The 20,143-nt window shown below is 65.4% G+C and carries 22 protein-coding genes; 12 read left to right on the top strand and 10 right to left on the bottom strand.

The window, feature by feature from the left end; all coding sequences use genetic code 11:
* Positions 1 to 6 precede the first annotated feature (6 nt).
* Positions 7 to 2,013 (bottom strand): hydantoinase/oxoprolinase family protein, encoded by a 2,007-nt coding sequence (locus tag K6301_RS15220; protein ID WP_247218127.1) that lies wholly within the window; start codon positions 2,011 to 2,013, stop codon positions 7 to 9.
* Between the two features lie 125 nt (positions 2,014 to 2,138).
* Here K6301_RS15220 and K6301_RS15215 point away from each other — a divergent pair, with 125 nt between their 5' ends.
* The gene (locus tag K6301_RS15215; protein ID WP_247218125.1) at positions 2,139 to 2,690 is read left to right on the top strand and encodes a hypothetical protein; all 552 of its coding nucleotides are present in this window, start codon (positions 2,139 to 2,141) and stop codon (positions 2,688 to 2,690) included.
* Here K6301_RS15215 and K6301_RS15210 read toward each other — a convergent pair.
* The 5 genes from K6301_RS15210 to hslV all read right to left on the bottom strand — a co-directional run bounded on the left by K6301_RS15210 (position 2,635) and on the right by hslV (position 7,633).
* A complete protein-coding gene (locus K6301_RS15210) occupies positions 2,635 to 4,041 on the bottom strand; it encodes a cytochrome P450 (RefSeq protein ID WP_247218123.1) in 1,407 nt (468 codons plus the stop codon). The genes K6301_RS15215 and K6301_RS15210 overlap by 56 nt on opposite strands.
* Before the next feature lie 110 nt (positions 4,042 to 4,151).
* Complete coding sequence (locus K6301_RS15205; protein ID WP_247218120.1) at positions 4,152 to 5,099, bottom strand: DUF1402 family protein; 948 nt, start codon at positions 5,097 to 5,099, stop codon at positions 4,152 to 4,154.
* A gap of 178 nt (positions 5,100 to 5,277) precedes the next feature.
* A complete protein-coding gene (hslU, locus tag K6301_RS15200) occupies positions 5,278 to 6,582 on the bottom strand; it encodes an ATP-dependent protease ATPase subunit HslU (RefSeq protein WP_247218118.1) in 1,305 nt (434 codons plus the stop codon).
* Between the two features lie 9 nt (positions 6,583 to 6,591).
* Entirely contained in the window at positions 6,592 to 7,086 is a 495-nt protein-coding gene (locus K6301_RS15195) for a GNAT family N-acetyltransferase (RefSeq protein ID WP_247218116.1), read from the bottom strand.
* Positions 7,073 to 7,633 carry an ATP-dependent protease subunit HslV gene (hslV, locus tag K6301_RS15190; RefSeq protein WP_134652718.1) on the bottom strand — a complete coding sequence of 187 codons (561 nt, stop codon included), beginning with the start codon at positions 7,631 to 7,633 and terminating at the stop codon, positions 7,073 to 7,075. Before hslV ends, K6301_RS15195 begins: the two co-directional genes overlap by 14 nt.
* A 58-nt stretch (positions 7,634 to 7,691) precedes the next feature.
* On the opposite strand from hslV, the gene K6301_RS15185 reads away from it, so the two are divergent.
* The 8 genes from K6301_RS15185 to coaA all read left to right on the top strand — a co-directional run bounded on the left by K6301_RS15185 (position 7,692) and on the right by coaA (position 13,388).
* Entirely contained in the window at positions 7,692 to 7,985 is a 294-nt protein-coding gene (locus K6301_RS15185; protein ID WP_247220660.1) for a hypothetical protein, read from the top strand.
* Between the two features lie 783 nt (positions 7,986 to 8,768).
* Positions 8,769 to 9,362 carry an imidazoleglycerol-phosphate dehydratase HisB gene (gene hisB / locus K6301_RS15180; RefSeq protein ID WP_247218115.1) on the top strand — a complete coding sequence of 198 codons (594 nt, stop codon included), beginning with the start codon at positions 8,769 to 8,771 and terminating at the stop codon, positions 9,360 to 9,362.
* A 25-nt stretch (positions 9,363 to 9,387) separates the two neighbouring features.
* Complete coding sequence (locus K6301_RS15175) at positions 9,388 to 9,858, top strand: DUF2628 domain-containing protein (protein ID WP_247218113.1); 471 nt, start codon at positions 9,388 to 9,390, stop codon at positions 9,856 to 9,858.
* 1 nt (position 9,859) lies between these two features.
* The gene (gene hisH / locus K6301_RS15170; RefSeq protein WP_247218111.1) at positions 9,860 to 10,501 is read left to right on the top strand and encodes an imidazole glycerol phosphate synthase subunit HisH; all 642 of its coding nucleotides are present in this window, start codon (positions 9,860 to 9,862) and stop codon (positions 10,499 to 10,501) included.
* Positions 10,502 to 10,514: 13 nt separating this feature from the next.
* Positions 10,515 to 11,258, top strand: coding sequence for a 1-(5-phosphoribosyl)-5-[(5-phosphoribosylamino)methylideneamino]imidazole-4-carboxamide isomerase (gene hisA, locus K6301_RS15165; protein ID WP_247218109.1), 744 nt, complete (start codon positions 10,515 to 10,517; stop codon positions 11,256 to 11,258).
* On the top strand, positions 11,255 to 12,031 hold the full coding sequence (gene hisF, locus K6301_RS15160) for an imidazole glycerol phosphate synthase subunit HisF (protein ID WP_247218107.1): 777 nt from the start codon (positions 11,255 to 11,257) through the stop codon (positions 12,029 to 12,031). The genes hisA and hisF overlap by 4 nt, the downstream gene beginning before the upstream one ends.
* A 41-nt stretch (positions 12,032 to 12,072) precedes the next feature.
* Positions 12,073 to 12,393 carry a phosphoribosyl-ATP diphosphatase gene (locus K6301_RS15155; RefSeq protein WP_247218105.1) on the top strand — a complete coding sequence of 107 codons (321 nt, stop codon included), beginning with the start codon at positions 12,073 to 12,075 and terminating at the stop codon, positions 12,391 to 12,393.
* Positions 12,393 to 13,388 carry a type I pantothenate kinase gene (gene coaA, locus K6301_RS15150; RefSeq protein ID WP_247218103.1) on the top strand — a complete coding sequence of 332 codons (996 nt, stop codon included), beginning with the start codon at positions 12,393 to 12,395 and terminating at the stop codon, positions 13,386 to 13,388. Before K6301_RS15155 ends, coaA begins: the two co-directional genes overlap by 1 nt.
* Before the next feature lie 11 nt (positions 13,389 to 13,399).
* Here coaA and K6301_RS15145 read toward each other — a convergent pair whose 3' ends face one another.
* From K6301_RS15145 to K6301_RS15130, 4 genes are all read right to left on the bottom strand, one after another.
* The gene (locus tag K6301_RS15145) at positions 13,400 to 14,023 is read right to left on the bottom strand and encodes an alpha-ketoglutarate-dependent dioxygenase AlkB family protein (RefSeq protein ID WP_247218101.1); all 624 of its coding nucleotides are present in this window, start codon (positions 14,021 to 14,023) and stop codon (positions 13,400 to 13,402) included.
* Position 14,024: 1 nt separating this feature from the next.
* Positions 14,025 to 14,483, bottom strand: coding sequence for a peptidoglycan-binding protein LysM (lysM, locus tag K6301_RS15140; protein WP_247218098.1), 459 nt, complete (start codon positions 14,481 to 14,483; stop codon positions 14,025 to 14,027).
* Positions 14,484 to 14,579: 96 nt separating this feature from the next.
* The gene (gene arfB, locus K6301_RS15135; RefSeq protein ID WP_247218096.1) at positions 14,580 to 15,014 is read right to left on the bottom strand and encodes an alternative ribosome rescue aminoacyl-tRNA hydrolase ArfB; all 435 of its coding nucleotides are present in this window, start codon (positions 15,012 to 15,014) and stop codon (positions 14,580 to 14,582) included.
* Positions 15,015 to 15,131: 117 nt separating this feature from the next.
* Positions 15,132 to 16,742: a phosphoenolpyruvate carboxykinase gene (locus K6301_RS15130; protein ID WP_247218094.1), complete on the bottom strand. Its 1,611-nt coding sequence runs from the start codon at positions 16,740 to 16,742 to the stop codon at positions 15,132 to 15,134.
* Between the two features lie 314 nt (positions 16,743 to 17,056).
* Between K6301_RS15130 and K6301_RS15125 the strand changes: the two genes are divergently transcribed.
* The 3 genes from K6301_RS15125 to K6301_RS15115 all read left to right on the top strand — a co-directional run bounded on the left by K6301_RS15125 (position 17,057) and on the right by K6301_RS15115 (position 20,136).
* On the top strand, positions 17,057 to 17,788 hold the full coding sequence (locus K6301_RS15125; protein ID WP_202402299.1) for a response regulator transcription factor: 732 nt from the start codon (positions 17,057 to 17,059) through the stop codon (positions 17,786 to 17,788).
* A gap of 132 nt (positions 17,789 to 17,920) precedes the next feature.
* Positions 17,921 to 19,666: a sensor histidine kinase gene (locus tag K6301_RS15120; RefSeq protein WP_134648638.1), complete on the top strand. Its 1,746-nt coding sequence runs from the start codon at positions 17,921 to 17,923 to the stop codon at positions 19,664 to 19,666.
* Positions 19,663 to 20,136, top strand: a complete 474-nt coding sequence (locus K6301_RS15115) for an HPr kinase/phosphorylase (protein WP_247218091.1) — start codon at positions 19,663 to 19,665, stop codon at positions 20,134 to 20,136. Before K6301_RS15120 ends, K6301_RS15115 begins: the two co-directional genes overlap by 4 nt.
* Positions 20,137 to 20,143 lie beyond the last annotated feature (7 nt).

The raw sequence follows: 20,143 nt of genomic DNA, 5'->3' as shown, positions 1-20,143 counted from the left end.
TCCCGTCTAAGCCTCCCGGGCGATGCGCGGCCGGCCGCTCGCGGTCGCGGTAAAGCGTGCCTCGATCAGCTTGCGGCTGCCCTCCACCTCGGGTGCGTCGATCTCCTCGGCGAAGGTCACGGCCGGCTCGTCGGCGCCATTGGCGCGGGCGGCATGCAGGGCACCCGTCATCGCCCGCTCCCGGGCCTGCGAGAAGGCCGCGGCCTCGTCGACATGACGCACGCTCTCGCCCGCGCCGGCGACGACGAACACGCCCTCCTCCGGCTGCGTCACGAAAACGGTCACGCTGTTGCGCACCTGGCCGACGACCGCGCCGACGGCATTGGCCACGCCGGCATCGGCGGGAATGACCGATTCGGCACCGAGCATGGCGGCGATATCGGGATAGTAGACCGGTGCGGAGGCGCCTAGACCGACCAGCGGCCGGTCGAGCGCGATCTGGAACCGCACGATGCCGGCGCGCCGGTGCAGCGCCCGGTCGACGGCGACGGAGCCGGCCGGATCGATCGCGCCTACGCCGTCATCGGCGAGGCACGCGGAGAGGATGACATCGGACGATTGCCGGGTCAGCCGGTCGACGATGCGCCGCGCCAGCACGTCCGGGCTGTCGGCGATCGGCCGGCCGGTGCCGTCCTTGACGCGGGCGGCCAGCGCAAGGCCGAGACGTGCGGCCTCGGCATCCCACTGTCCCTGCCCGCCCAGCACATGCATGGCATCCGAGGGCGTGACCCCGCAGATATGCACGAGGCCGCGCGCCACCAGCCGGTCGAGCGTCGCCTTCTGCGGCGTCGTCATCAGCAGGCCGTCGAGCGGAACCGGCGCGGCGCCAATCTTGTCGTAGAGCGCCTGTTCCTGCGGCTGGAGGCCGCTTGCCAGCCGCTCGGGAACGCCCGTGCGCACAGCAAAACGCCCGTCGTGCCGGCCGACATGGGCGGTGCGCAGCTGGCGTTCCAGCACCGGCAGGATGCTGTCGGGATGCAGCGTCGAGGCAAGGCTGAGCGGCAGGAAGCGCCGTGGCCCGAGATCGATGCGCGCCGCAAGCCCGCGGTCGTCGATACGCACCTCCGAATCACCGCCGAGGCCGAAGGTGCGCATGGCGACAGCCTCCACCATGGTCCGGTAGCCGCCGACGACGGCTCCCTCCGCGTCGAGCTTCGGGCGGCCCTTGTCCAGCACCGCCACGTCGGTCGTCGTGCCGCCGATGTCAGACACCACGGCATCGTCGAGGCCCGTCAGGTGGCGCGCGCCGACCAGGCTGGCCGCCGGGCCGGACAGGATGGTCTCGATGGGCCGCAGCCGTGCTTCGGCCGCCGAGATCAGCGCGCCGTCGCCGCGCACCACCATCATCGGCACCTGGATGCCGCGTCGCTGGAGAAAATCCTCGCAGGCGCCGATCAGCCGGTCGATCATCGAGACGAGGCGGGCATTGAGCAGCGTCGTCAGCGCCCGGCGCGGCCCGCCCAGCTTGGAGGACAGCTCGTGGCTGCAGGTCACCGGCAGGTGCGAGATGGCGCGGATGCGCTCGCGCACGCGCTGTTCGTGCGCCGGATTGCGCACGGCGAAATAGCCGGCGACGGCAAAGGAGGACACGGTCTGCGACAGCGCCGGCAGCGCCTCGTCCAGCGCGCGCATGTCGAGCGGCGTCTCGTTGCCGTGCACATTGTGGCCGCCGGGCAGGAAGAGCACGGGGTCGGTGCCGAGCGCCTCCGCAAGGCCGTCGCGCTTGAGGTCGTCGGGGCCGAAGCCGATCATCACGAGGCCCGCCCGGCCGCCCTGGCCTTCCACCAGCGCATTGGTGGCGAGCGTGGTGGAAAGCGAGACGAGGCCGATGGCGGAGACCGGCACCTTCGCCTCACCGAGCACCGCGTCCACCGCGCCGGAAATGCCGACCGAGAGATCGTGGCGGGTGGTCAGCGCCTTGGCGCGCGCCACCACGCCGAGGGTTTCACTATAGAGGGCCGCATCCGTATAGGTGCCGCCGGTATCGATGCCGAGTAACAAATGGTCTGCCACGAGAATACTTCCAAACCGCATGCCGTCCCTGTTCAAAGCCGGCCTGGAATGGTGTTATGGCATGTCCGGCGCCGTTGTCACCATCCCGCCGGCGACATGCCTGTGAAGCATCGAGGAGACCCAGAGTGTTTGATCCGCGTCATGGAAACCGCCTGCTGAAAGCCCTCCTTGTCGGGGCGGCCCTGCTCACTGCCGGCCTGCCGGCCGCCGCCCAGGAGGACGACGGGGCGGAGTATCAGGCCCAGATCCCCGATGTCTCGATCTACAAGGCAATGCTGGATGCCAACAAGCGCACCGGCTGGGTGCAGTTCCGCGAATATGCCGGCCAGCAGCTCATCTATTTCACGGCGTTGCAGAGCATGCATTGCCGGCTCAAGGAAGTGCGTTACTCCATCAATTCCGATGCGCTCGACCAGACCTTCCCGATGGCGACGTGCGATCCGGAATTGCCCTTCAACCTGCCCTCGGACGACAGCCAGAACTGGATCTACATCAAGCTGAAGCCCGGCGAGGCGCAGACCATCGCCGTGCAGGCCGTCTGGGACGACGGCAGCGGCAGCGAGATCGTCGTCTACCAGCCGTGCAAGAACCCGGAAGCCACCTGCGCCGCCATCAAGACGATCAAGAAGGCGAAGGCCCGCGGGGACGAGCCCGCACCTTCAACGCCAGTCCGTTAGCCGGCTGCGTCGTCAGGCGCTGCACCGGCCAGGGCCTGGTGTCCTCCGTCATGTCGAAGCGGAAGCGGTGCATCAGCACGCCGAGCGCGATGATCGCCTCCTGCATGGCAAATGTCGCGCCGATGCAGATGCGCGGCCCCGCCCCGAAGGGCAGGTACTGGAAACGGTGGATCTGGTCGCGGTTCTCGGGCAGGAAGCGCTCGGGCATGAAGGCGCGCGGCTTCTGCCACAGCAGTTCATGGCGGTGCAGCGTCCAGGGCATGACGAGGATCGTCACGTTGCGCGGTATCTCCACCACCTCGCCGTCCGGGCTCGTCCAGCTGTCGTCGGCGATGGCCTCGCGGTTGATGGAGGGGGCGGGCGGATAAAGCCGCATCGCCTCCTCGAAGGCCGCGCGCGTCCAGGGCATGCGGTCGAGCCAGTCGACCGGGTCCGCCCCGCTCTCCACCACGCGATCGATCTCCTCTTCCATCGCCTCGCGCACATGCGGGGAATTGGCGACGCAGTAGAGCGTCCAGGCGAGCGCCCGGGCCGTCGTCTCGTGGCCCGCACCGATGAAGGTCAGGATATTGTCCTCCACCTCCTCCATGGTCAGCCCGTCCGGCCCGGCGGCGCGCAACAGCAGCGTCAGGAAATCGCTCGGCGCGTCTCCGCCTTCCGCCATGCGCTTGAGGCGCAGCTCCATCGTGTCGCGCACGATCTTGCGGAACTTGCCGAGCACCCGCTGCCCGCCGATGCGTGTGACGCGCGGCACCCAGGTCGGCGCGCGCAGAAGATCCATCGGATCGACGCGGCCCATGGAATGCAGGAGGTCGTCCACGTCATCGGCGAAATTGGTGGAGGCGGTGACGATCTCGCCGGAAAACAGCGTGTCCGACAGGATGGAAAAGGCGAGCTCCGTCATGTCGTTGCCGATATCGAAGACCGCGCCGTCCGCGCCCTCGTACTTCTGCACATAGAGCTCGGACTGCCTGAGCATCTGCGTGGCGAAGCCCTTGGCGTGGCGCGGCGTGAAGATGGGCGCGACGGCCTTGCGCGAGCGGCGCCAGACCGGACCCTCGGCTGTCAGTAGCCCATCGCGCAGGATCGGCCGCAGCACGAGTTGGCGCACCACGGACATCTTGTAATTGGCGGCGTTGTCAACGAGCAGGTATTTGATCAGGCCGGGATCGTTGACGATCAACGTCTTCTCGCCGACGAAGCTCGTCATGATCCACGGCAGCGTGTAGGAGGGCTCGCCCCACAGTTCCAGCGGATTGCGGAAGACCGTGCGGATGATCTCGAGTTTCGACGGCGGCACCGTGCGCGGGATCGGCGCGGGCGGTTCGAACGGCTCGGGACGCATATCCATGATCAGCTTCCTTCCTTCGGCTCGCCCTCAATATGGGGCGCAACTGGGCCGAGAGGAAGGCGGCGGCCGGTCAAGGCCGCGTGAACCGGCGCTTTACGCCGGAAAGGCCGCTAGAGCAGGCTGCGCAGGTCGTCCAGCTTGTCGTTGATGAGCCAGCCGTAATAGTTCTCTTCCGGCCAGGTCGCCTCGCCGGCGGCGCGGCGCGCGGCGAAGGCTGCGGCGCGCGCATCGGGCGTGCCGATATTGTAGAGCGTCGCCGTCAGGCCGGGATTCCTGGAAATGTCCACGCCGGCGATCTTCTTATAGGCGTCGATCGAGCGGCGGATGGCTGCGGCCATATAGGCCAGCGAGATATCCGGGTCCATGATCGCCTGGTAGACGCCGGCCGCATCGTTCTCGTCGAGTTTCTTGTAGCCGGAGAAACGCGCCACGTCGTCGGTCAGCGTCAGCGCCGTCAGCGGGTTGATCTGGCCGAGGCCGAAGGTCTGGCCGGCATAGAAGGGCTGAAAGAACACCGCGCTGAAACGGTTCCTCGGGAAAGACGTGCCGCCGACCGTCTTGCCGCTGAAGGAGCGATTCCAGACGTTTTCGCGGCAGGTCCACAGCGCGTAGGAGCCCTTCTTGCCCTCGCATTCGGCAAACTGCGGACGCTTCAGGAAGTCGTCGATCGCCTCGCCGTCATAGGCGAAGCGGAAATTGCCGGTATAGGAGGCCGCCTTGACGTAATAGCTCTGCAGGCGGTCGTAGGCGTCGACATTGTAGGTATGCTCGCCGACGATGGCGCCGACGATATGGATCGGGTCGATGCCGTATTTACCGGCCGCCGCCTTGATCTTGCTCGTCAGCTGGCGGTCGCCTGCGAGAAGGTCGTGCACCTTCTGGTATTTCGCCTCGAAGGAGCTCTTGTTGCCCTTCGTGCGGCGAATGGAGGCACCCGGAATGGCGGGTTGCTCCGCGTTGCGGTTGCCGGCGGGCACCACGTCGATTGCCAGCGCCGTGGTCTGGCTCTGCACGAAGAGGGCGGCTGCAAGGGCAAGCACGGGGAAGAGCTGTCGCACGGTTCCGGTTCCTGTCTGGTCAATCGTTCGAAGTGGCATGGACGGGATGCAGGACAATCGTGTCGTCATCATGCCGGACGCGGCAATGGCCTAGGCCGCGTGTGCGGTTCTGTCGAGGGGGCGCATGCCCAAAAGCGCGACACCGGCGGTTGCTAAGACAACCACCGGTGCCGAAACGTCACAGGATGTAGCGCGACAGATCCGTGTTGGCCGCCAGCGCGCCGACATGCTTCTTCACATAGTCGGCGTCGATGACGAGGCGGTTGCCGCCCTTGTCAGGCGCCTCGAAGGAGATCTCGTCGAGCACCCGCTCCATCACCGTCTGGAGGCGGCGTGCGCCGATATTCTCGACGCTCGAATTCAGCTGCACGGCGACATCGGCCAGCGCGTCGATGCCGTCCTCGGTGAAGTCGAGTTCGACATCCTCCGTGCCCATCAGCGCCTTGTACTGCCGGATGAGGCTTGCTTCCGTCTCCGTTAGGATCCGGCGGAAGTCCTCGCGCGACAGCGCCTTCAGCTCGACGCGGATCGGCAGGCGGCCCTGCAGTTCCGGCAGGAGGTCCGAAGGCTTGGAGACATGGAAGGCGCCCGAGGCGATGAAGAGGATGTGGTCCGTCTTCACCGGCCCATACTTCGTGGCGACCGTCGTGCCCTCGACGAGCGGCAGCAGGTCGCGCTGCACGCCCTCGCGGGAAACGCCCGCGCCCATGCCGCCATCGCGCGCGGCGATCTTGTCGATCTCGTCGATGAAGACGATGCCGTCGTTCTCGGCCGAGCGGATGGCCTCGCGCTGGATCTGCTCGTTGTCGAGCAGCTTGTCGGACTCGTCGTCGATCAGGATCTTGTACGAATCCTTGACCGTCGTCTTGACCTTCTTGGTGCGGCCGCCCATCGCCTTGCCGAACATTTCCGACAGGTTCAGCACGCCGATATTGGCGCCCGGCATGCCGGGGATCTCGAAGCCGCCGGGCGTGCCGGTATCGGCCACATCGACCTCGATATCCTTGTCATCCAGCTCGTTGGCGCGCAGCTTCTTGCGGAAACTGTCCCGGGTCGCGGGCGAGGCAGTGGCGCCGACCAGCGCGTCGAGCACGCGTTCCTCGGCATTGGCATGAGCCTTGGCCGTCACCTCGGCGCGCTTCTTCTCGCGCACCAGGCCGATGCCGACCTCGACGAGGTCGCGCACGATCTGCTCGACATCACGGCCGACATAGCCGACCTCGGTGAACTTGGTGGCCTCGACCTTGACGAAGGGCGCACCGGCGAGCTTGGCGAGGCGGCGGGAAATCTCCGTCTTGCCGACGCCGGTCGGGCCGATCATCAGGATGTTCTTCGGCATGACCTCGTCGCGCAGGTCCGGCGCCAGCTGGTGGCGGCGCCAGCGGTTCCTCAGCGCAATCGCCACGGCGCGCTTGGCGTCATGCTGGCCGATGATGAAACGGTCGAGTTCGGAAACGATCTCGCGGGGGGAAAAATTGGTCATGGGTTTCCTCTAGCAACGGTCCCGGGCCAAGATCAGCGCCGGGCCGTCCTTTGTCATGCGTTGATCGAAAGCATGGAATCCGGCCTTCTCATAGGCCCGAATGGCATGCGCATTCTCGGGATGCGGATCGAGCACCACCCGTTCTACGCCCTCGGCGAACATCTTTTCCACAAAGGCATCGATCATGGCCGGCCCGTGGCCGCGGCCGACCATGTCGGCAGGGCCGATGAACTGGTCGATGCCGATGGTGCGGTCCGGCCGGTCGCCGAAGGACAGGTCCGACGGGTCGATCCTGTAGCTTTGCAGATAGGCGAAGGGCTTTCCGTCATGGGAGACGATGAAGGACGCCATTGCAGGTTCGTCGAAATCCGCGGCGATACCCGCAACCTCCTCGGCCGGATCGCCCCACCAGCGCCGGACATGCGGCGCGGCGAGCCAGCGTTCCAGCATCGGCAGGTCGGCCGCCGTCACAGGCCGGAAAGCGTATGCCTCAGCGGTCGGCATCCAGCGTCTCCACCACGACGTTGTGGTTGGTGTAGACGCAGATGTCGCCTGCGATCTGCATGGCCTTGCGGGCGATCTCCTCGGCCGACTTGTCGGTGTCCATCAGCGCGCGGGCGGCGGCATAGGCGTAGTTGCCGCCCGACCCGATCGCCATGGTGCCGTGTTCCGGCTCCAGCACGTCGCCATTGCCGGTCAGCGCCAGCGTGACGGACTTGTCGGCCACGAGCATCATCGCTTCGAGACGGCGCAGGTAGCGGTCGGTGCGCCAGTCCTTTGCGAGCTCGACGGCGGCGCGCATCAGCTGGTCGGGATATTGCTCCAGCTTGGCCTCGAGCCGCTCGAGCAGGGTGAAGGCGTCGGCGGTCGCGCCGGCAAAACCGGCAATGACATCGCCCTTGGCAAGGCGGCGCACCTTGCGCGCATTGCCTTTCATGACGGTCTGGCCAAGGCTCACCTGGCCATCGCCCGCCATGACAACCTTGCCGTCCTTGCGGACGGTGATGATCGTCGTGGCGTGCATGGAAGCATAGGGATCGTGTTCACTCATATCAGACCTCTGAGGCCCGAGGACCGGGCAGGGATACCGCCGGCGAGGCGGCTTCGTTGTGCCCTATGTAAGCAGCGGTTCGGCGATTGCAAAGGCCGCGCGCCGTCGTCGCGCGCCCGGCGCATGGAAAGCGCGGGAGAGGCTGGCTTCGTCCAAAATAAGCCTTGCTTTGTCTCTGGAATGCGCGGGTTATGGTTTCCCATCCAAAGTGAGGGTTATGACGATGGCCAAGGGTCAGGTCCGCAGCAACAAGGAAGTCCGCAAACCCAAGAAGGACAAGGTGGCCGCAAAAGCCGCCCCGACCCTTGGCGCGCAGGTCAAGAACAGCGAAAGCGCCACCAAGAAGAAATGACGTTGGTGAGTGTGGCCTGGTGAGTACGGCGGCTTTGGGTGTGGCCACCGCACGTACGGCGACCGTAGGTGTAACCCGGCTAGTGCGATGACCGCGGGTGCCGCGGCTGTCGGTGTGGCAACGGTAAGTGTGGTGGCGGTGCGTGTAATAGCGACCGCAACCACCCCCAAAACACGGGGACGCCGCCACCGGAAAAACCCAATCATTCCAATCCCGGCCGCCCTTTTCACACGCAAATCATCCCCGCTCCCCGAACCGCGTCTATCCTGAACGTCCTTCCGCCGCCGGACGGATCGCGTAACGTGTCGATGCGGGCGGGAGGAGGCGCTTTCGTTGTCTGCCGTAACGTGCGGCGGGGGCGAGAGAGGTTTGGAGCGACGAGGGGGTGACGCCCTTCGCCGTGCGGGGCTTCCCCCTTCCCCGGGTCGCGGGGTCGGTTTGGGTCCGCCATGCAGGCAGGATGGCAGCGCATATCCCCGAAAAGTGCGGAACGCGGTTTTCGGAAAAGGCATATGCGCCAACAAACTGCGCAGCGAAGCCCTGCCATGCCTGAAGGAGGACAAGACCGCCTCCGAAGAACGCCTGGGCCGCGCGAAAGCGAAGCCACCACACACACGCTTTCCAGAGGCAACGCTTTCGCGCGGTTCTCCGGATTGCCCAATGCTGATCACCCCGGCGGCGTCTCCGCGCGGGATCGTTGCCGCATGCGCCGGAAACCCTCGAAAGACTGGCGTTTTATGAAGAGCCCTGTTAAGGAGCGCCAATAGTTTACCGGAGACTGCAATGAGCCGCACCGCCAGCGTTTCGCGCAAGACGAACGAGACCTCCGTATCGGTCACCGTCGATATCGACGGCACCGGCACGTCGACCATTTCGACGGGCGTCGGTTTCTTCGATCATATGCTCGACCAGCTGTCGCGCCATTCGCTCATCGACATGGAGATCAAGACCGAGGGCGACCTGCATGTCGACGATCACCACACCGTCGAGGATACCGGCATCGCCATCGGCCAGGCCATCGCGAAGGCGCTCGGCGACCGTCGCGGCATCACGCGCTATGCCTCGCTCGACCTTGCCATGGACGAGACGATGACGCGCGCCGCCGTCGATGTCTCCGGCCGTCCCTTCCTCGTCTGGAACGTCGATTTCTCGGCGCCCAAGATCGGCACCTTCGACACCGAGCTGGTGCGCGAATTCTTCAACGCGCTCGCCCAGCATGCCGGCATCACGCTGCATATCCAGAACATCTACGGCGTAAACAACCATCATATCTCGGAGACGTGCTTCAAGGCCGTCGCGCGTGTGCTGCGCACCGCGACCGAGATCGATCCCCGTCAGGCGGGCCGCGTTCCCTCGACGAAGGGTTCGCTGGCCTGATCCAGAGGCATAGTCGGAGGCCGTCATGGCCACATTCCTCGTTCTGATACCGCCGGGTGCCCTGAGGGGCGATGAAAAGGCCCGGTTCGTGCGCGACCGATTCTCCTGGGTCGCCTTCTTCCTGCCGTTCCTCTGGCTCGCCTGGCATCGCGCCTGGTTTGCGGCCGCCCTCGCCTTCGCCGTTCAAACCCTCGGCTCGACCATCTCGGATCATCCGGTCTTCGGGCTTGCCGGGCTCGGCATCTGCCTTGCCACCGGCCTGCTCGTGGCGCTCGAAGGCCCCTCGATGGTCGTCGCCGGCCTCGAGCGAAAGGGCTGGACCATCGATGCCGTGATCTCGGCCGAGGACCGCGCCACGGCGGAAGACATCTACGACATGGAAACCCCGGCCGGCGAGACGGAGGCGCGCGACAGCGTTTCCCTGCCGGCCTCCGGAACCGCGACGCGCCCGCACGCTCCCATGCTCGGCCTCGTCGGTTTCAAGGAAGGACGCTAGAATGCGCGTAGCCATCATCGATTACGGTTCGGGCAACCTCCGCTCGGCCACCAAGGCCTTCGAGCGCGCCGCCCGCGAGGCCGGCATCGACGCCAAGATCGACCTCACGGACAAGGCCGATCGCGTGGCATCCGCCGACCGCATCGTGCTGCCCGGCGTGGGCGCCTATGCCGATTGCCGCCGCGGCCTCGACGCCGTGCCCGGCATGGTGGAGGCGTTGCGCGAGGCGGTGGAGGCCAAGGCCCGCCCCTTCCTCGGCATCTGCGTGGGCATGCAGCTCATGTCGTCGCGCGGCCTGGAAAAGACCACGACACAAGGCCTCGGCTGGATAAAGGGCGACGTGGTGCTGATGACGCCGCGTGACCCGGACCTCAAGATCCCGCAGATCGGCTGGAACACGCTGGACCGCAAACGTGCGCATCCGCTGTTTTCCGGCATCCCGGAAACGCTACACGCCTATTTCGTGCACTCCTACCACCTCGCCGCCGAAAACCCCTACGATGTGGTCGCGACCGTCGATTACGGCGGCCCGATGACCGCCTTCGTCGCCAGGGACAACAAGGCCGGCGCGCAGTTCCACCCGGAAAAGAGCCAGGCGCTCGGCCTCGCCCTCATCTCCAATTTCCTCCGCTGGAAGCCCTGAACTGGAAAACGCCATGATCCTCTTTCCCGCCATCGACCTGAAGGACGGCCAGTGCGTTCGCCTGAAACTCGGCGACATGGAGCAGGCCACCGTCTACAATCCCGACCCGGCCGCGCAGGCCAAGGCCTTCGAGGACCAAGGCTTCGAATGGCTGCATGTGGTCGACCTCAACGGCGCCTTCGCGGGGACAAGCGTCAACGGTGCCGCCGTCGACGCCATCCTGAAGGCCACGAAGAACCCCGTGCAACTCGGCGGCGGCATCCGCACGCTCGACCATATCGAAAGCTGGCTGTCGCGCGGGCTCTCCCGCGTCATCCTCGGCACCGTGGCCGTGCGCGATCCAGCACTCGTGATCGCGGCCTGCAAGGCGTTTCCCGGCAAGGTCGCCGTCGGCATCGATGCCAAGGGCGGCAAGGTCGCGGTCGAGGGCTGGGCGGAAGCCTCCGAGCTCGGCGTCATCGAGCTTGCGAAGAAGTTCGAGGGCGCCGGCGTTGCCGCGATCATCTATACCGACATCGATCGCGACGGCATCCTAACCGGCATCAACTGGGCCTCCACGCTGGAACTGGCCGACGCCGTGTCCATCCCCGTCATCGCCTCGGGCGGCCTCGCCTCGATGGACGACATCCGCCGCCTCGTCGCCCCCGATGCCCGCAAGCTGGAAGGCGCGATCTCCGGCCGCGCGCTCTACGACGGCCGCATCGATCCCGCCGAAGCGCTGGCGGTGATTCGTGAAGCACGAGGAGAAGCCGCATGACCCTCAAGGCCCGCGTTATTCCCTGCCTGGATGTAAAGGACGGCCGCGTCGTGAAAGGCGTCAGCTTCCTCAATCTGGTCGATGCCGGCGATCCCGTCGAATCGGCCAAGGTCTATGATGCCGCCGGTGCGGACGAGCTGTGCTTCCTCGACATCACGGCCTCCTCGGACAACCGCGACACGATCTTCGACGTCGTGGCGCGCACGGCCGACCATTGCTTCATGCCGCTCACCGTCGGCGGCGGCGTGCGCACGGTCGCCGATATCCGCAAGTTGCTTCTGGCGGGTGCCGACAAGGTCTCGATCAACTCGGCTGCCGTCTCCAATCCGGATTTCGTGGCCGAGGCCGCCGACAAGTTCGGAAACCAGTGCATCGTCGTCTCCATCGATTCCAAAAAGGTCTCGGCCGAGGGCGAGGAAGACCGCTGGGAGATCTTCACCCATGGCGGGCGCAAGCCGACCGGCATCGACGCGGTGGCCTTTGCGGAAAAGATGGTGGAACGCGGTGCCGGCGAGCTGCTGCTGACCTCCATGGACCGCGACGGCCAGAAGGGCGGCTATGACATCGCGCTGACCCGCACGATTGCCGACCGCGTTCCCGTACCGGTCATCGCATCGGGCGGCGTCGGCACGCTGGACCATCTCGTCGAGGGCGTGCGCGACGGCCATGCGACGGCCGTGCTCGCCGCATCCATCTTCCACTTCGGCACCTATACGGTGGGTGAAGCCAAGCGCTACATGGCCGAGCATGGCATCGCCATGCGGCTGGACTGACGCGGCAGCGGCACATGCCAAGCAATGAACAGGAGGCCCCGATGAGCATGTTTACCCTGGCCGATCTCGAAGCGATCGTGGCTGCCCGCGCGGCCGCCGATCCCTCGGAGAGCTGGACGGCCAAGCTCGTGGCGGCCGGGCAGCCGAAGGCGGCGAAGAAGCTGGGCGAAGAAGCCGTCGAGACCGTGATTGCGGCCATCGAAGGCGACAGGGCCGCGCTGACCAGCGAGGCGGCCGATCTGCTCTATCACCTGATGGTCGTCTTGAAAATCGGCGGCGTGCCGTTACAAGATGTGCTGGGGGAGCTGGAGAGGCGCACGGGCCAGTCCGGCCTAGCGGAGAAGGCCAGCCGGAAGAACTGATGATCCAGGCAGCGCGCGACAAGGACCAGCCGGATATTCCAGATGATTTCGGCAACCGGAATTATTCGCCGTACCGGTTCTTCCCGGCGGAGGAATGGGCGCATTTCCGTGCCGATACGCCGCTGACGCTGACGGCCGACGAGGTCCAGCGGCTGCGTTCGCTGAACGACCCGATCGATCTCGACGAGGTCCGGCGCATCTATCTATCGCTGTCGCGCCTGCTGTCGGCCCATGTCGAATCCTCGCAGATGCTGTTCGAACAGCGCAAGCGGTTCCTGGCACTGTCGAACGAGGCCAAGACGCCCTTCGTCATCGGCATTGCCGGTTCGGTCGCTGTCGGCAAATCGACCACGGCGCGTATCCTGAAGGAACTGCTGTCGCGCTGGCCGTCCAGCCCGAAGGTCGATCTCGTCACGACGGACGGTTTCCTCTATCCGAACGCCGTGCTCCAGCGCGAGAACCTGATGGAGCGCAAGGGTTTTCCGGAGAGCTACGACACCGGCGCGCTGCTGCGCTTCCTGTCGGCGATCAAGGCCGGCAAGCCGAACGTGCCGGCGCCGATGTATTCGCACCTCACCTATGACGTGCTGCCGAACGCCTTCCGCGCCGTCGACCGGCCGGATATCCTGATCTTCGAGGGCATCAATGTCCTGCAATCGCGCAACCTGCCGGCCGACGGCAAGATCGTGCCGATGGTGTCGGACTTCTTCGACTTCTCGATCTATATCGACGCCGAGGAAAGCCTGATCCACAGTTGGTATGTCGAGCGCTTCATGCGGCTGCGCGACACTGCCTTCCAGAACCCGGATTCCTACTTCCACCGCTATGCGCGGATCAGCGAAGCCGATGCGCTCGGCATCGCCGAAGGGCTCTGGCACAATATCAACCTGAAGAACCTGCACCAGAACATCCTGCCGACGCGACCGCGCGCCGACCTGATCCTGCAGAAAGGCGAGAACCACCTCATCGAGACGGTGGCACTGCGCAAACTTTAGCCGGATTCGAGCTAAGGATTGACGCGACGCAGCGTCAGGTTGATGCGCCCGGGATTTCTCAGGAGCGTGGACGTGCCGGGATAGACCCGGTCGACGCCATGGAAGATGAGCCGGCTTTCGCCCCCGAACACGAAGACATCGCCGCTCGACAGCCGGAACGAGCGCGTCGGATCGCTGCGCGACGTGCCGCCGACGCGGAACAGGCACTGGTCGCCAAGCGAGACGGAGACGACGGGCGCGGCAAGATCCGTCTCGTCGCGGTCCTGATGCAGGCCCATCTTCGCCTCCGGGTCATAGAAATTGACGAGGCAGGCCTCCGGCGGCTTCGCGAAGCCGGAAACCGCTTCCCATAGCGCCAGAAGGGTTTGCGGGATGGCCGGCCAGGGACGGCCGGTTTCCGGGTGGGTGGCCTGGTAACGGTAGCCGTTGTCCTTGTCCGTCACCCAGCCCAGCGCACCGCAATTGGTCATGCGGACGGACATCGCCTTGCCGGTCTTCGGCATGCGCGGCACGTAAAGCGGCGCATCGGCAACGACCGCGCGGATAGCGGCCACGAGGGCTTCCTGCGCCGCGCGATCGAAATAATCAGGGAAATAGCGCAACCCCGGTGCGAGGTCGTGCCCCGTCTCCGTCACATCAGGTCTCCGACAGGTCCGGGATGCGCAGAACCTGGCCGGGATAGATCTTGTCCGGATGGGACAGCATCGGCCGGTTGGCGTCGAAGATCACGGTGTGCTTGGCACCCTTGCCCTTGCCGTACTGGGCTTCGGCTATCTTCCAGAGGTTGTCGCCCTTCTTAACCGTGTAGAAGACCGGCTCCCTGGCGGGCGCGGACGCCACGGCAAGGTCTTCCGTATCGACCTTGGAGACGCCCAGCGTGTTGCCGACGGCGACGATGGCTTTCTCGAACACGGTCTGGTCCGCGACGCTGCCCTTCAGGACGACCTTGTCGTCGACAACCTCGACCTGCACCGCATCGGTGCCGAGGCCGTGCGATTCCAGTTCCTTCTTCACCGCCTCGGCATCCGGCGCATCGTCGTCACCGCCGATGCCCAGCTTCTTGCCCGCGTTCTTGATAAAGCTGAAGAGACCCATGTGTTTACCTCCCGTTTTCAGCCGAATTAAGCAGACCCTTCCGGTAAAGGGAAGGAATTGTTTTCTTCAAGCCGATAAACGGCCAAGTTGCGACCGTCATTCGCCATCCGGCCGGGTGCGCATGCGCTTGACGTCGGAACGGCCGGATTTCGCCTTGAGGCGGCGCTCGACCGAGCCCTTCGTCGGCTTCGTCTTGCGACGCGGCGGCGGTGGCGGTTCGGCAGCCTTGAGGATCAGCTCCTTCAGCCGTTCGCGTGCATCCTCGCGGTTGCGCTCCTGGCTGCGGAAGCGGCTGGCCTCGATCATCAGCACGCCGTCCTTCGACACCCGGCGCCCGGCGAGCTTCAGCGCATTGGCCTTCACACGCTCACTGAGCGCGGGCGAGTTGCGCAGATCGTAGAACAGCTGGACCGCCGTCGAGACCTTGTTGACATTCTGTCCGCCCGGACCGCCCGCCAGCACGAACTGCTCGGTCAGTTCCCAGCCGGCAATGGTGATCGTGTTGCTGATATGGAGGGGTTCGCTGGCCATGAGAGTTCCTTTCCAAGCCGTTGTAACGGCGCGACCGGGAAACGGGAAGCCATCAGCGGCAACGAAAAACCCGGCCTTGCGGGCCGGGTTTCACGTGAATCACCGTCTGCAACAGGCTTATTCTGCCGCGACCTTCAGGCCGGGAGCGGCGTCGCGCACGCTGCCGTCGACCTGATCTTCGAACTTCTCGAAGTTCGCGACGAACATGTCGACGAGCTTCTGGGCCTGCTTGTCGTAGGCGGCGCCGTTCGACCAGGTCGAGCGCGGATCGAGGATCTTGGTGTCGACGCCCGGCACCGAGACGGGCACCTGGAAGCCGAAATTGTCGTCGCGGCGGAAGAGCGCATCCTTCAGCGAGCCGTCGAGGGCGGCGGCGAGCAGGGTGCGGGTCGCCTTGATCGGCATGCGACGGCCTTCGCCGTAGGCGCCGCCGGTCCAGCCGGTGTTGACCAGCCAGCAATCGACGCCGTGCTCGGCGATCAGCTCCTTGAGCAGGTTGCCGTAGACCGTGGGGTGGCGCGGCATAAAGGGCGCGCCGAAGCAGGTCGAGAAGGTGGCTTCCGGCTCGGTCACGCCGCGCTCCGTGCCGGCGACCTTGGCGGTGTAGCCAGACAGGAAGTGGTACATGGCCTGGTCCGGCGTCAGACGGGCGATCGGCGGCATGACGCCAAAGGCATCGGCCGTCAGCATGATGATCGTCTTCGGATGCGGTGCACGGCCGGTGTCGCTGGCATTCGGAATGAAATGCAGCGGATAGGCGCAGCGCGTGTTTTCCGTCAGCGAGCCATCGTTGAAGTCGGGCACGCCGTTGGCGTCCAGCACGACGTTTTCCAAGACGGTGCCGAAACGCTGCGTCGTCGCGTGGATTTCCGGCTCGGCCTCGGCCGAGAGGCGAATGGTCTTGGCGTAGCAGCCGCCTTCGAAGTTGAAGATGCCGTTCTCGCCCCAGCCGTGCTCGTCATCGCCGATGAGCGTGCGGTTCGGATCGGCCGAAAGCGTGGTCTTGCCGGTGCCCGACAGGCCGAAGAAGACGGCGGCGTCGCCATCGGGACCGACATTGGCCGAGCAGTGCATCGGCATGACCTTTTCGCTCGGCAGCAGCCAGTTGAGCACCGTGAAGACTGACTTCTTCATCTCGCCAGCATAATGGGTGCCGGCGATCAGCACGATGCCGCGCGTCAGATCGCAGGCGATCATGGTTTCGGTGCGCGCACCGTGGCGGGCCGGATCAGCCTTGAAGGTCGGCAGGTCGATGATGGTGAGTTTCGGCGCGAATGCCGCAAGGTCCGCCTCTTCCGGACGGATGAGCAGGTTGCGGATGAACAGCGAATGCCAGGCGAGTTCCGTGACGACACGGGTCGGCAGGGCGTAATCGGCATCGGCACCGCCGATCAGGTCCTGCACGAAGAGATCGCGTTCGGCGGCATGGGCCAGCATGTCGGCGTGAAGCGCATCGAAATGCGCGCGCGACACGGCCTTGTTGTTATCCCACCAGATGGCGTTTTCGGTGTTTTCGTCGCGCACGACGAACTTGTCCTTCGGCGAGCGGCCGGTGTGCTGGCCGGTCAGCGCGCGAAGCGCACCATGGGCGGTCTTGACCGCCTCGCCGCGGCCGAGCGCCTCTTCATAGAGCGCCTCGGCTGCAAAGTTGTACCGGACCGTGCCGTTTGTATGGATACCCATCGCGGTAAGCCCCTGCGCGGGGTTGCGAACGCCAAGTTCCTGCATGGTCCAGCTTTCCTCCGTGGACGAAGACGCAAGGTCAATCTGGGCGGAACCTAATATGCAACTGTCACAAAGGCAAGCGCTTGATCGAAATTAGGCAATGATATCAAATAATTAATCGATTTAAATCTTTGTACTACTTTTTTAATCGTTTGAATAATCGATTTAAAAATGATTCGAAAAGCCGCGGCCGAACGTCACCCTTTATCTTTGCCACAATTTGTTCCACCTTTATCCCCACAGAGGCGCATCACTTACCAGGACAGGAACTCGATCCGAGGTCGGGAAAGGCGCTCATGACTATGGAGACCAGCAGGATGCAAACGATCGCACTCGTCGACGATGACCGGAATATTCTGACATCCGTGTCGATCGCGCTTGAGGCGGAAGGATACAAGGTTGAGACCTATACGGACGGCGCCTCCGCGCTCGACGGCCTTCTCGCCCGCCCGCCGCAGCTTGCAATCTTCGACATCAAGATGCCCCGCATGGACGGCATGGAGCTTCTGCGCCGCCTGCGCCAGAAGTCCGACATCCCGGTGATCTTCCTCACCTCCAAGGACGAGGAGATCGACGAACTGTTCGGCCTCAAGATGGGCGCGGACGACTTCATCACCAAGCCGTTCTCCCAGCGCCTGCTGGTCGAGCGCGTCAAGGCGATCCTGCGCCGCTCCTCCAACCGCGAGGCTGCCGCATCGGCCGGCGCCGGCGGCAACGCCGCCAAGGCCGGCGAGATCGCCGCCCGCTCGCTGGAGCGCGGCCAGCTGGTCATGGACCAGGAGCGCCACACCTGCACCTGGAAGGGCGAGCCGGTCACGCTGACCGTTACGGAATTCCTCATCCTGCATTCGCTCGCCCAGCGCCCCGGCGTGGTGAAGAGCCGCGATTCGCTGATGGACGCCGCCTATGACGAGCAGGTCTATGTCGACGACCGCACCATCGACAGCCACATCAAGCGGCTTCGCAAGAAGTTCAAGATGGTCGACACGGACTTCGACATGATCGAGACGCTCTACGGCGTCGGCTACCGCTTCCGCGAGGCAGCGTAAGGCGCGATTTCGCTTGCATGAACCGCGGCGGCAATGGCATGCCGCGGTCGGCTGCGGAATGGCTCGAAAGGACGGATGCGCGTGTTGCAGGAGGTGCAGGAAAGGGCTGGTGAGGACGCCGAAGGCCGGCAGATGCCGCGTTCGTTGCGCCGCCGCTGGACCCATCCCTTCACGCTGGCGCGCCGCATCTTCGGCAATGCCGTCTTTTCCAGCCTGACGCGCCGCATCCTGTTCTTCAATCTCGTCGCGCTCGTCGTGCTGGTGGCGGGCATCCTCTATCTCAACCAGTTCCGCGAGGGGCTGATCGACGCGCGCGTCGAAAGCCTGCTGACGCAGGGCGAAATCATCGCCGGCGCGATTTCCGCCTCCGCCTCGGTCGACACCAACTCGATCACCATCGACCCGGAAAAGCTGCTCGAGCTCCAGGCCGGCCAGAGCATCACGCCGCTGCCGAACGACGAGGACCTGGAGTTCCCGATCAATCCCGAACGCGTGGCGCCCGTGCTGCGGCGGCTCATCTCGCCGACGCGCACCCGCGCCCGCATCTACGACACCGACGCCAACCTGCTGCTCGATTCGCGCCATCTCTACACGCAGGGCCAGGTGCTGCGTTTCGACCTGCCGCCCGTCGAGCAGGAGAATGCCGGCGTCTTCGAGCGCCTGAACATATGGTTCAACCGCATGCTGCAGCCCAGCAGGCTGCCGCTCTACAAGGAAGCGCCGGGCGGCGACGGCTCGATCTACCCTGAAGTGATGAACGCGCTGACGGGCGTGCGCGGCGCCGTCGAGCGGGTCAACGACAAGGGCGAGGTCATCGTCTCGGTCGCGGTGCCGGTGCAGCGCTTCCGCGCGGTGCTGGGCGTGCTGCTGCTCTCCACGCAGGCCGGCGACATCGACAAGATCGTGCATGCCGAGCGTCTCGCCATCATGCGCGTGGCGGGTGTCGCGGGTCTCGTCAACATCGCACTGTCGCTGCTGCTCTCCAGCACCATCGCCAACCCGCTGCGCCGCCTTTCCGCCGCGGCGATCCGCGTGCGGCGCGGGGGCGCGAAGGAGCGCGAGGAGATCCCCGATTTCTCCGTCCGCCAGGACGAGATCGGCAACCTGTCCATCGCGCTCAGACAAATGACCACGGCGCTCTATGACCGCATCGACGCGATCGAAAGTTTCGCGGCCGATGTGAGCCACGAGCTGAAGAACCCGCTGACCTCGCTGCGCAGCGCTGTCGAGACCCTCCCGCTGGCGCGCACGGACGAATCGAAAAAGCGGCTGCTGGATGTCATCCAGCACGACGTGCGCCGCCTCGACCGGCTGATCAGCGACATTTCCGACGCCTCGCGCCTCGACGCCGAGCTTGCGCGCAGCGATGCCCGCACGGTGGATCTGGAAAAGCTGCTGGGCGACCTCATCGACGTCTCGCGGCAGATCAACACGCGCAAGAAGCCGGTGACGCTGGATTTCGTCGTCGACCGCAAGGACAATCCGAAGGCGCGGTTCGAGGTCAGCGGCTACGAACTGCGCATCGGCCAGATCGTCACCAACCTCATCGAGAACGCCCGCTCCTTCGTGCCCGATCCGGGCGGGCGCATCGTGGTGCGGCTGTCGCGCGGGCGCGGCGACCGCTGCCTCGTGCAGATCGAGGACAACGGGCCCGGCATCCAGGCGGAAAACATCGACCGCATCTTCGAGCGCTTCTACACCGACCGGCCGGCCGGCGAGGCATTCGGCCAGAATTCTGGCCTCGGCCTCTCCATCTCGCGGCAGATCGCCGAGGCGCATGGCGGCACGCTGAAGGCCGACAACATCATCGACAAGGCGACGGGTGAGATCGCCGGCGCGCGCTTCACCCTCTCGCTGCCCGCCGACAAGCAGAAATGACGGCCCCTGCCCCCGGCCCCGCCCCGGTCAACGTGCATGGAACGGCCATCGTGATCGGCACGACGGGGCTTCTCTTCACCGGCCCCTCCGGCGCGGGCAAGAGCATGGCCGCGCTGCATTGCATGACGGAGGCGCGGGCGCGCGGGCTGTTTTCCGCGCTCGTCAGCGACGACCAGGTCCTGGTGAGCATCGAAGGTGGCCGGCTCATCGCCCGGGCACCCGCTTCCATCGCCGGCCTTGCCGAACTGCGCGGCGCGGGCATCGTCTCCGCCGGGACCATCGAGGCGGCCGTGCTGCACCGTGCCATCCGGCCGATCGCACCACCGTTTGCCGATCGGCTGGCGCCGGAAGGCGAAACCGTGGAGGTGCTGCCCGGCCACGCCCTGCCGCTGACGCGGCTGCCGCTTGCCGCCGGTTGCACCGCCTTTTCGCTGCTCGCCGCAATTCACCCGGAAATTACCGGGACTTGATCGCGAA

Source organism: Shinella oryzae (assembly GCF_023038235.1).
GTDB lineage: Bacteria > Pseudomonadota > Alphaproteobacteria > Rhizobiales > Rhizobiaceae > Shinella > Shinella sumterensis.
The sequence above is the reverse complement of the archived record's forward strand: the minus strand, read 5'-3'. Positions and strand labels throughout refer to the sequence as shown.

Bases quoted from the DNA above. Each gene is read 5' to 3' on its own strand.
- K6301_RS15210 (WP_247218123.1), bottom strand. From the start codon at position 4,041: ATGGATATGCGTCCCGAGCCGTTCGAACCGCCCGCGCCGATCCCGCGC.
- hslU (WP_247218118.1), bottom strand. From the start codon at position 6,582: ATGACCAATTTTTCCCCCCGCGAGATCGTTTCCGAACTCGACCGTTTC.
- K6301_RS15195 (WP_247218116.1), bottom strand. From the start codon at position 7,086: ATGCCGACCGCTGAGGCATACGCTTTCCGGCCTGTGACGGCGGCCGAC.
- hslV (WP_134652718.1), bottom strand. From the start codon at position 7,633: ATGAGTGAACACGATCCCTATGCTTCCATGCACGCCACGACGATCATC.
- hisB (WP_247218115.1), top strand. From the start codon at position 8,769: ATGAGCCGCACCGCCAGCGTTTCGCGCAAGACGAACGAGACCTCCGTA.
- K6301_RS15175 (WP_247218113.1), top strand. From the start codon at position 9,388: ATGGCCACATTCCTCGTTCTGATACCGCCGGGTGCCCTGAGGGGCGAT.
- hisH (WP_247218111.1), top strand. From the start codon at position 9,860: ATGCGCGTAGCCATCATCGATTACGGTTCGGGCAACCTCCGCTCGGCC.
- hisA (WP_247218109.1), top strand. From the start codon at position 10,515: ATGATCCTCTTTCCCGCCATCGACCTGAAGGACGGCCAGTGCGTTCGC.
- hisF (WP_247218107.1), top strand. From the start codon at position 11,255: ATGACCCTCAAGGCCCGCGTTATTCCCTGCCTGGATGTAAAGGACGGC.
- K6301_RS15155 (WP_247218105.1), top strand. From the start codon at position 12,073: ATGAGCATGTTTACCCTGGCCGATCTCGAAGCGATCGTGGCTGCCCGC.
- coaA (WP_247218103.1), top strand. From the start codon at position 12,393: ATGATCCAGGCAGCGCGCGACAAGGACCAGCCGGATATTCCAGATGAT.
- lysM (WP_247218098.1), bottom strand. From the start codon at position 14,483: ATGGGTCTCTTCAGCTTTATCAAGAACGCGGGCAAGAAGCTGGGCATC.
- arfB (WP_247218096.1), bottom strand. From the start codon at position 15,014: ATGGCCAGCGAACCCCTCCATATCAGCAACACGATCACCATTGCCGGC.
- K6301_RS15130 (WP_247218094.1), bottom strand. From the start codon at position 16,742: ATGCAGGAACTTGGCGTTCGCAACCCCGCGCAGGGGCTTACCGCGATG.
- K6301_RS15125 (WP_202402299.1), top strand. From the start codon at position 17,057: ATGCAAACGATCGCACTCGTCGACGATGACCGGAATATTCTGACATCC.
- K6301_RS15120 (WP_134648638.1), top strand. From the start codon at position 17,921: ATGCCGCGTTCGTTGCGCCGCCGCTGGACCCATCCCTTCACGCTGGCG.
- K6301_RS15115 (WP_247218091.1), top strand. From the start codon at position 19,663: ATGACGGCCCCTGCCCCCGGCCCCGCCCCGGTCAACGTGCATGGAACG.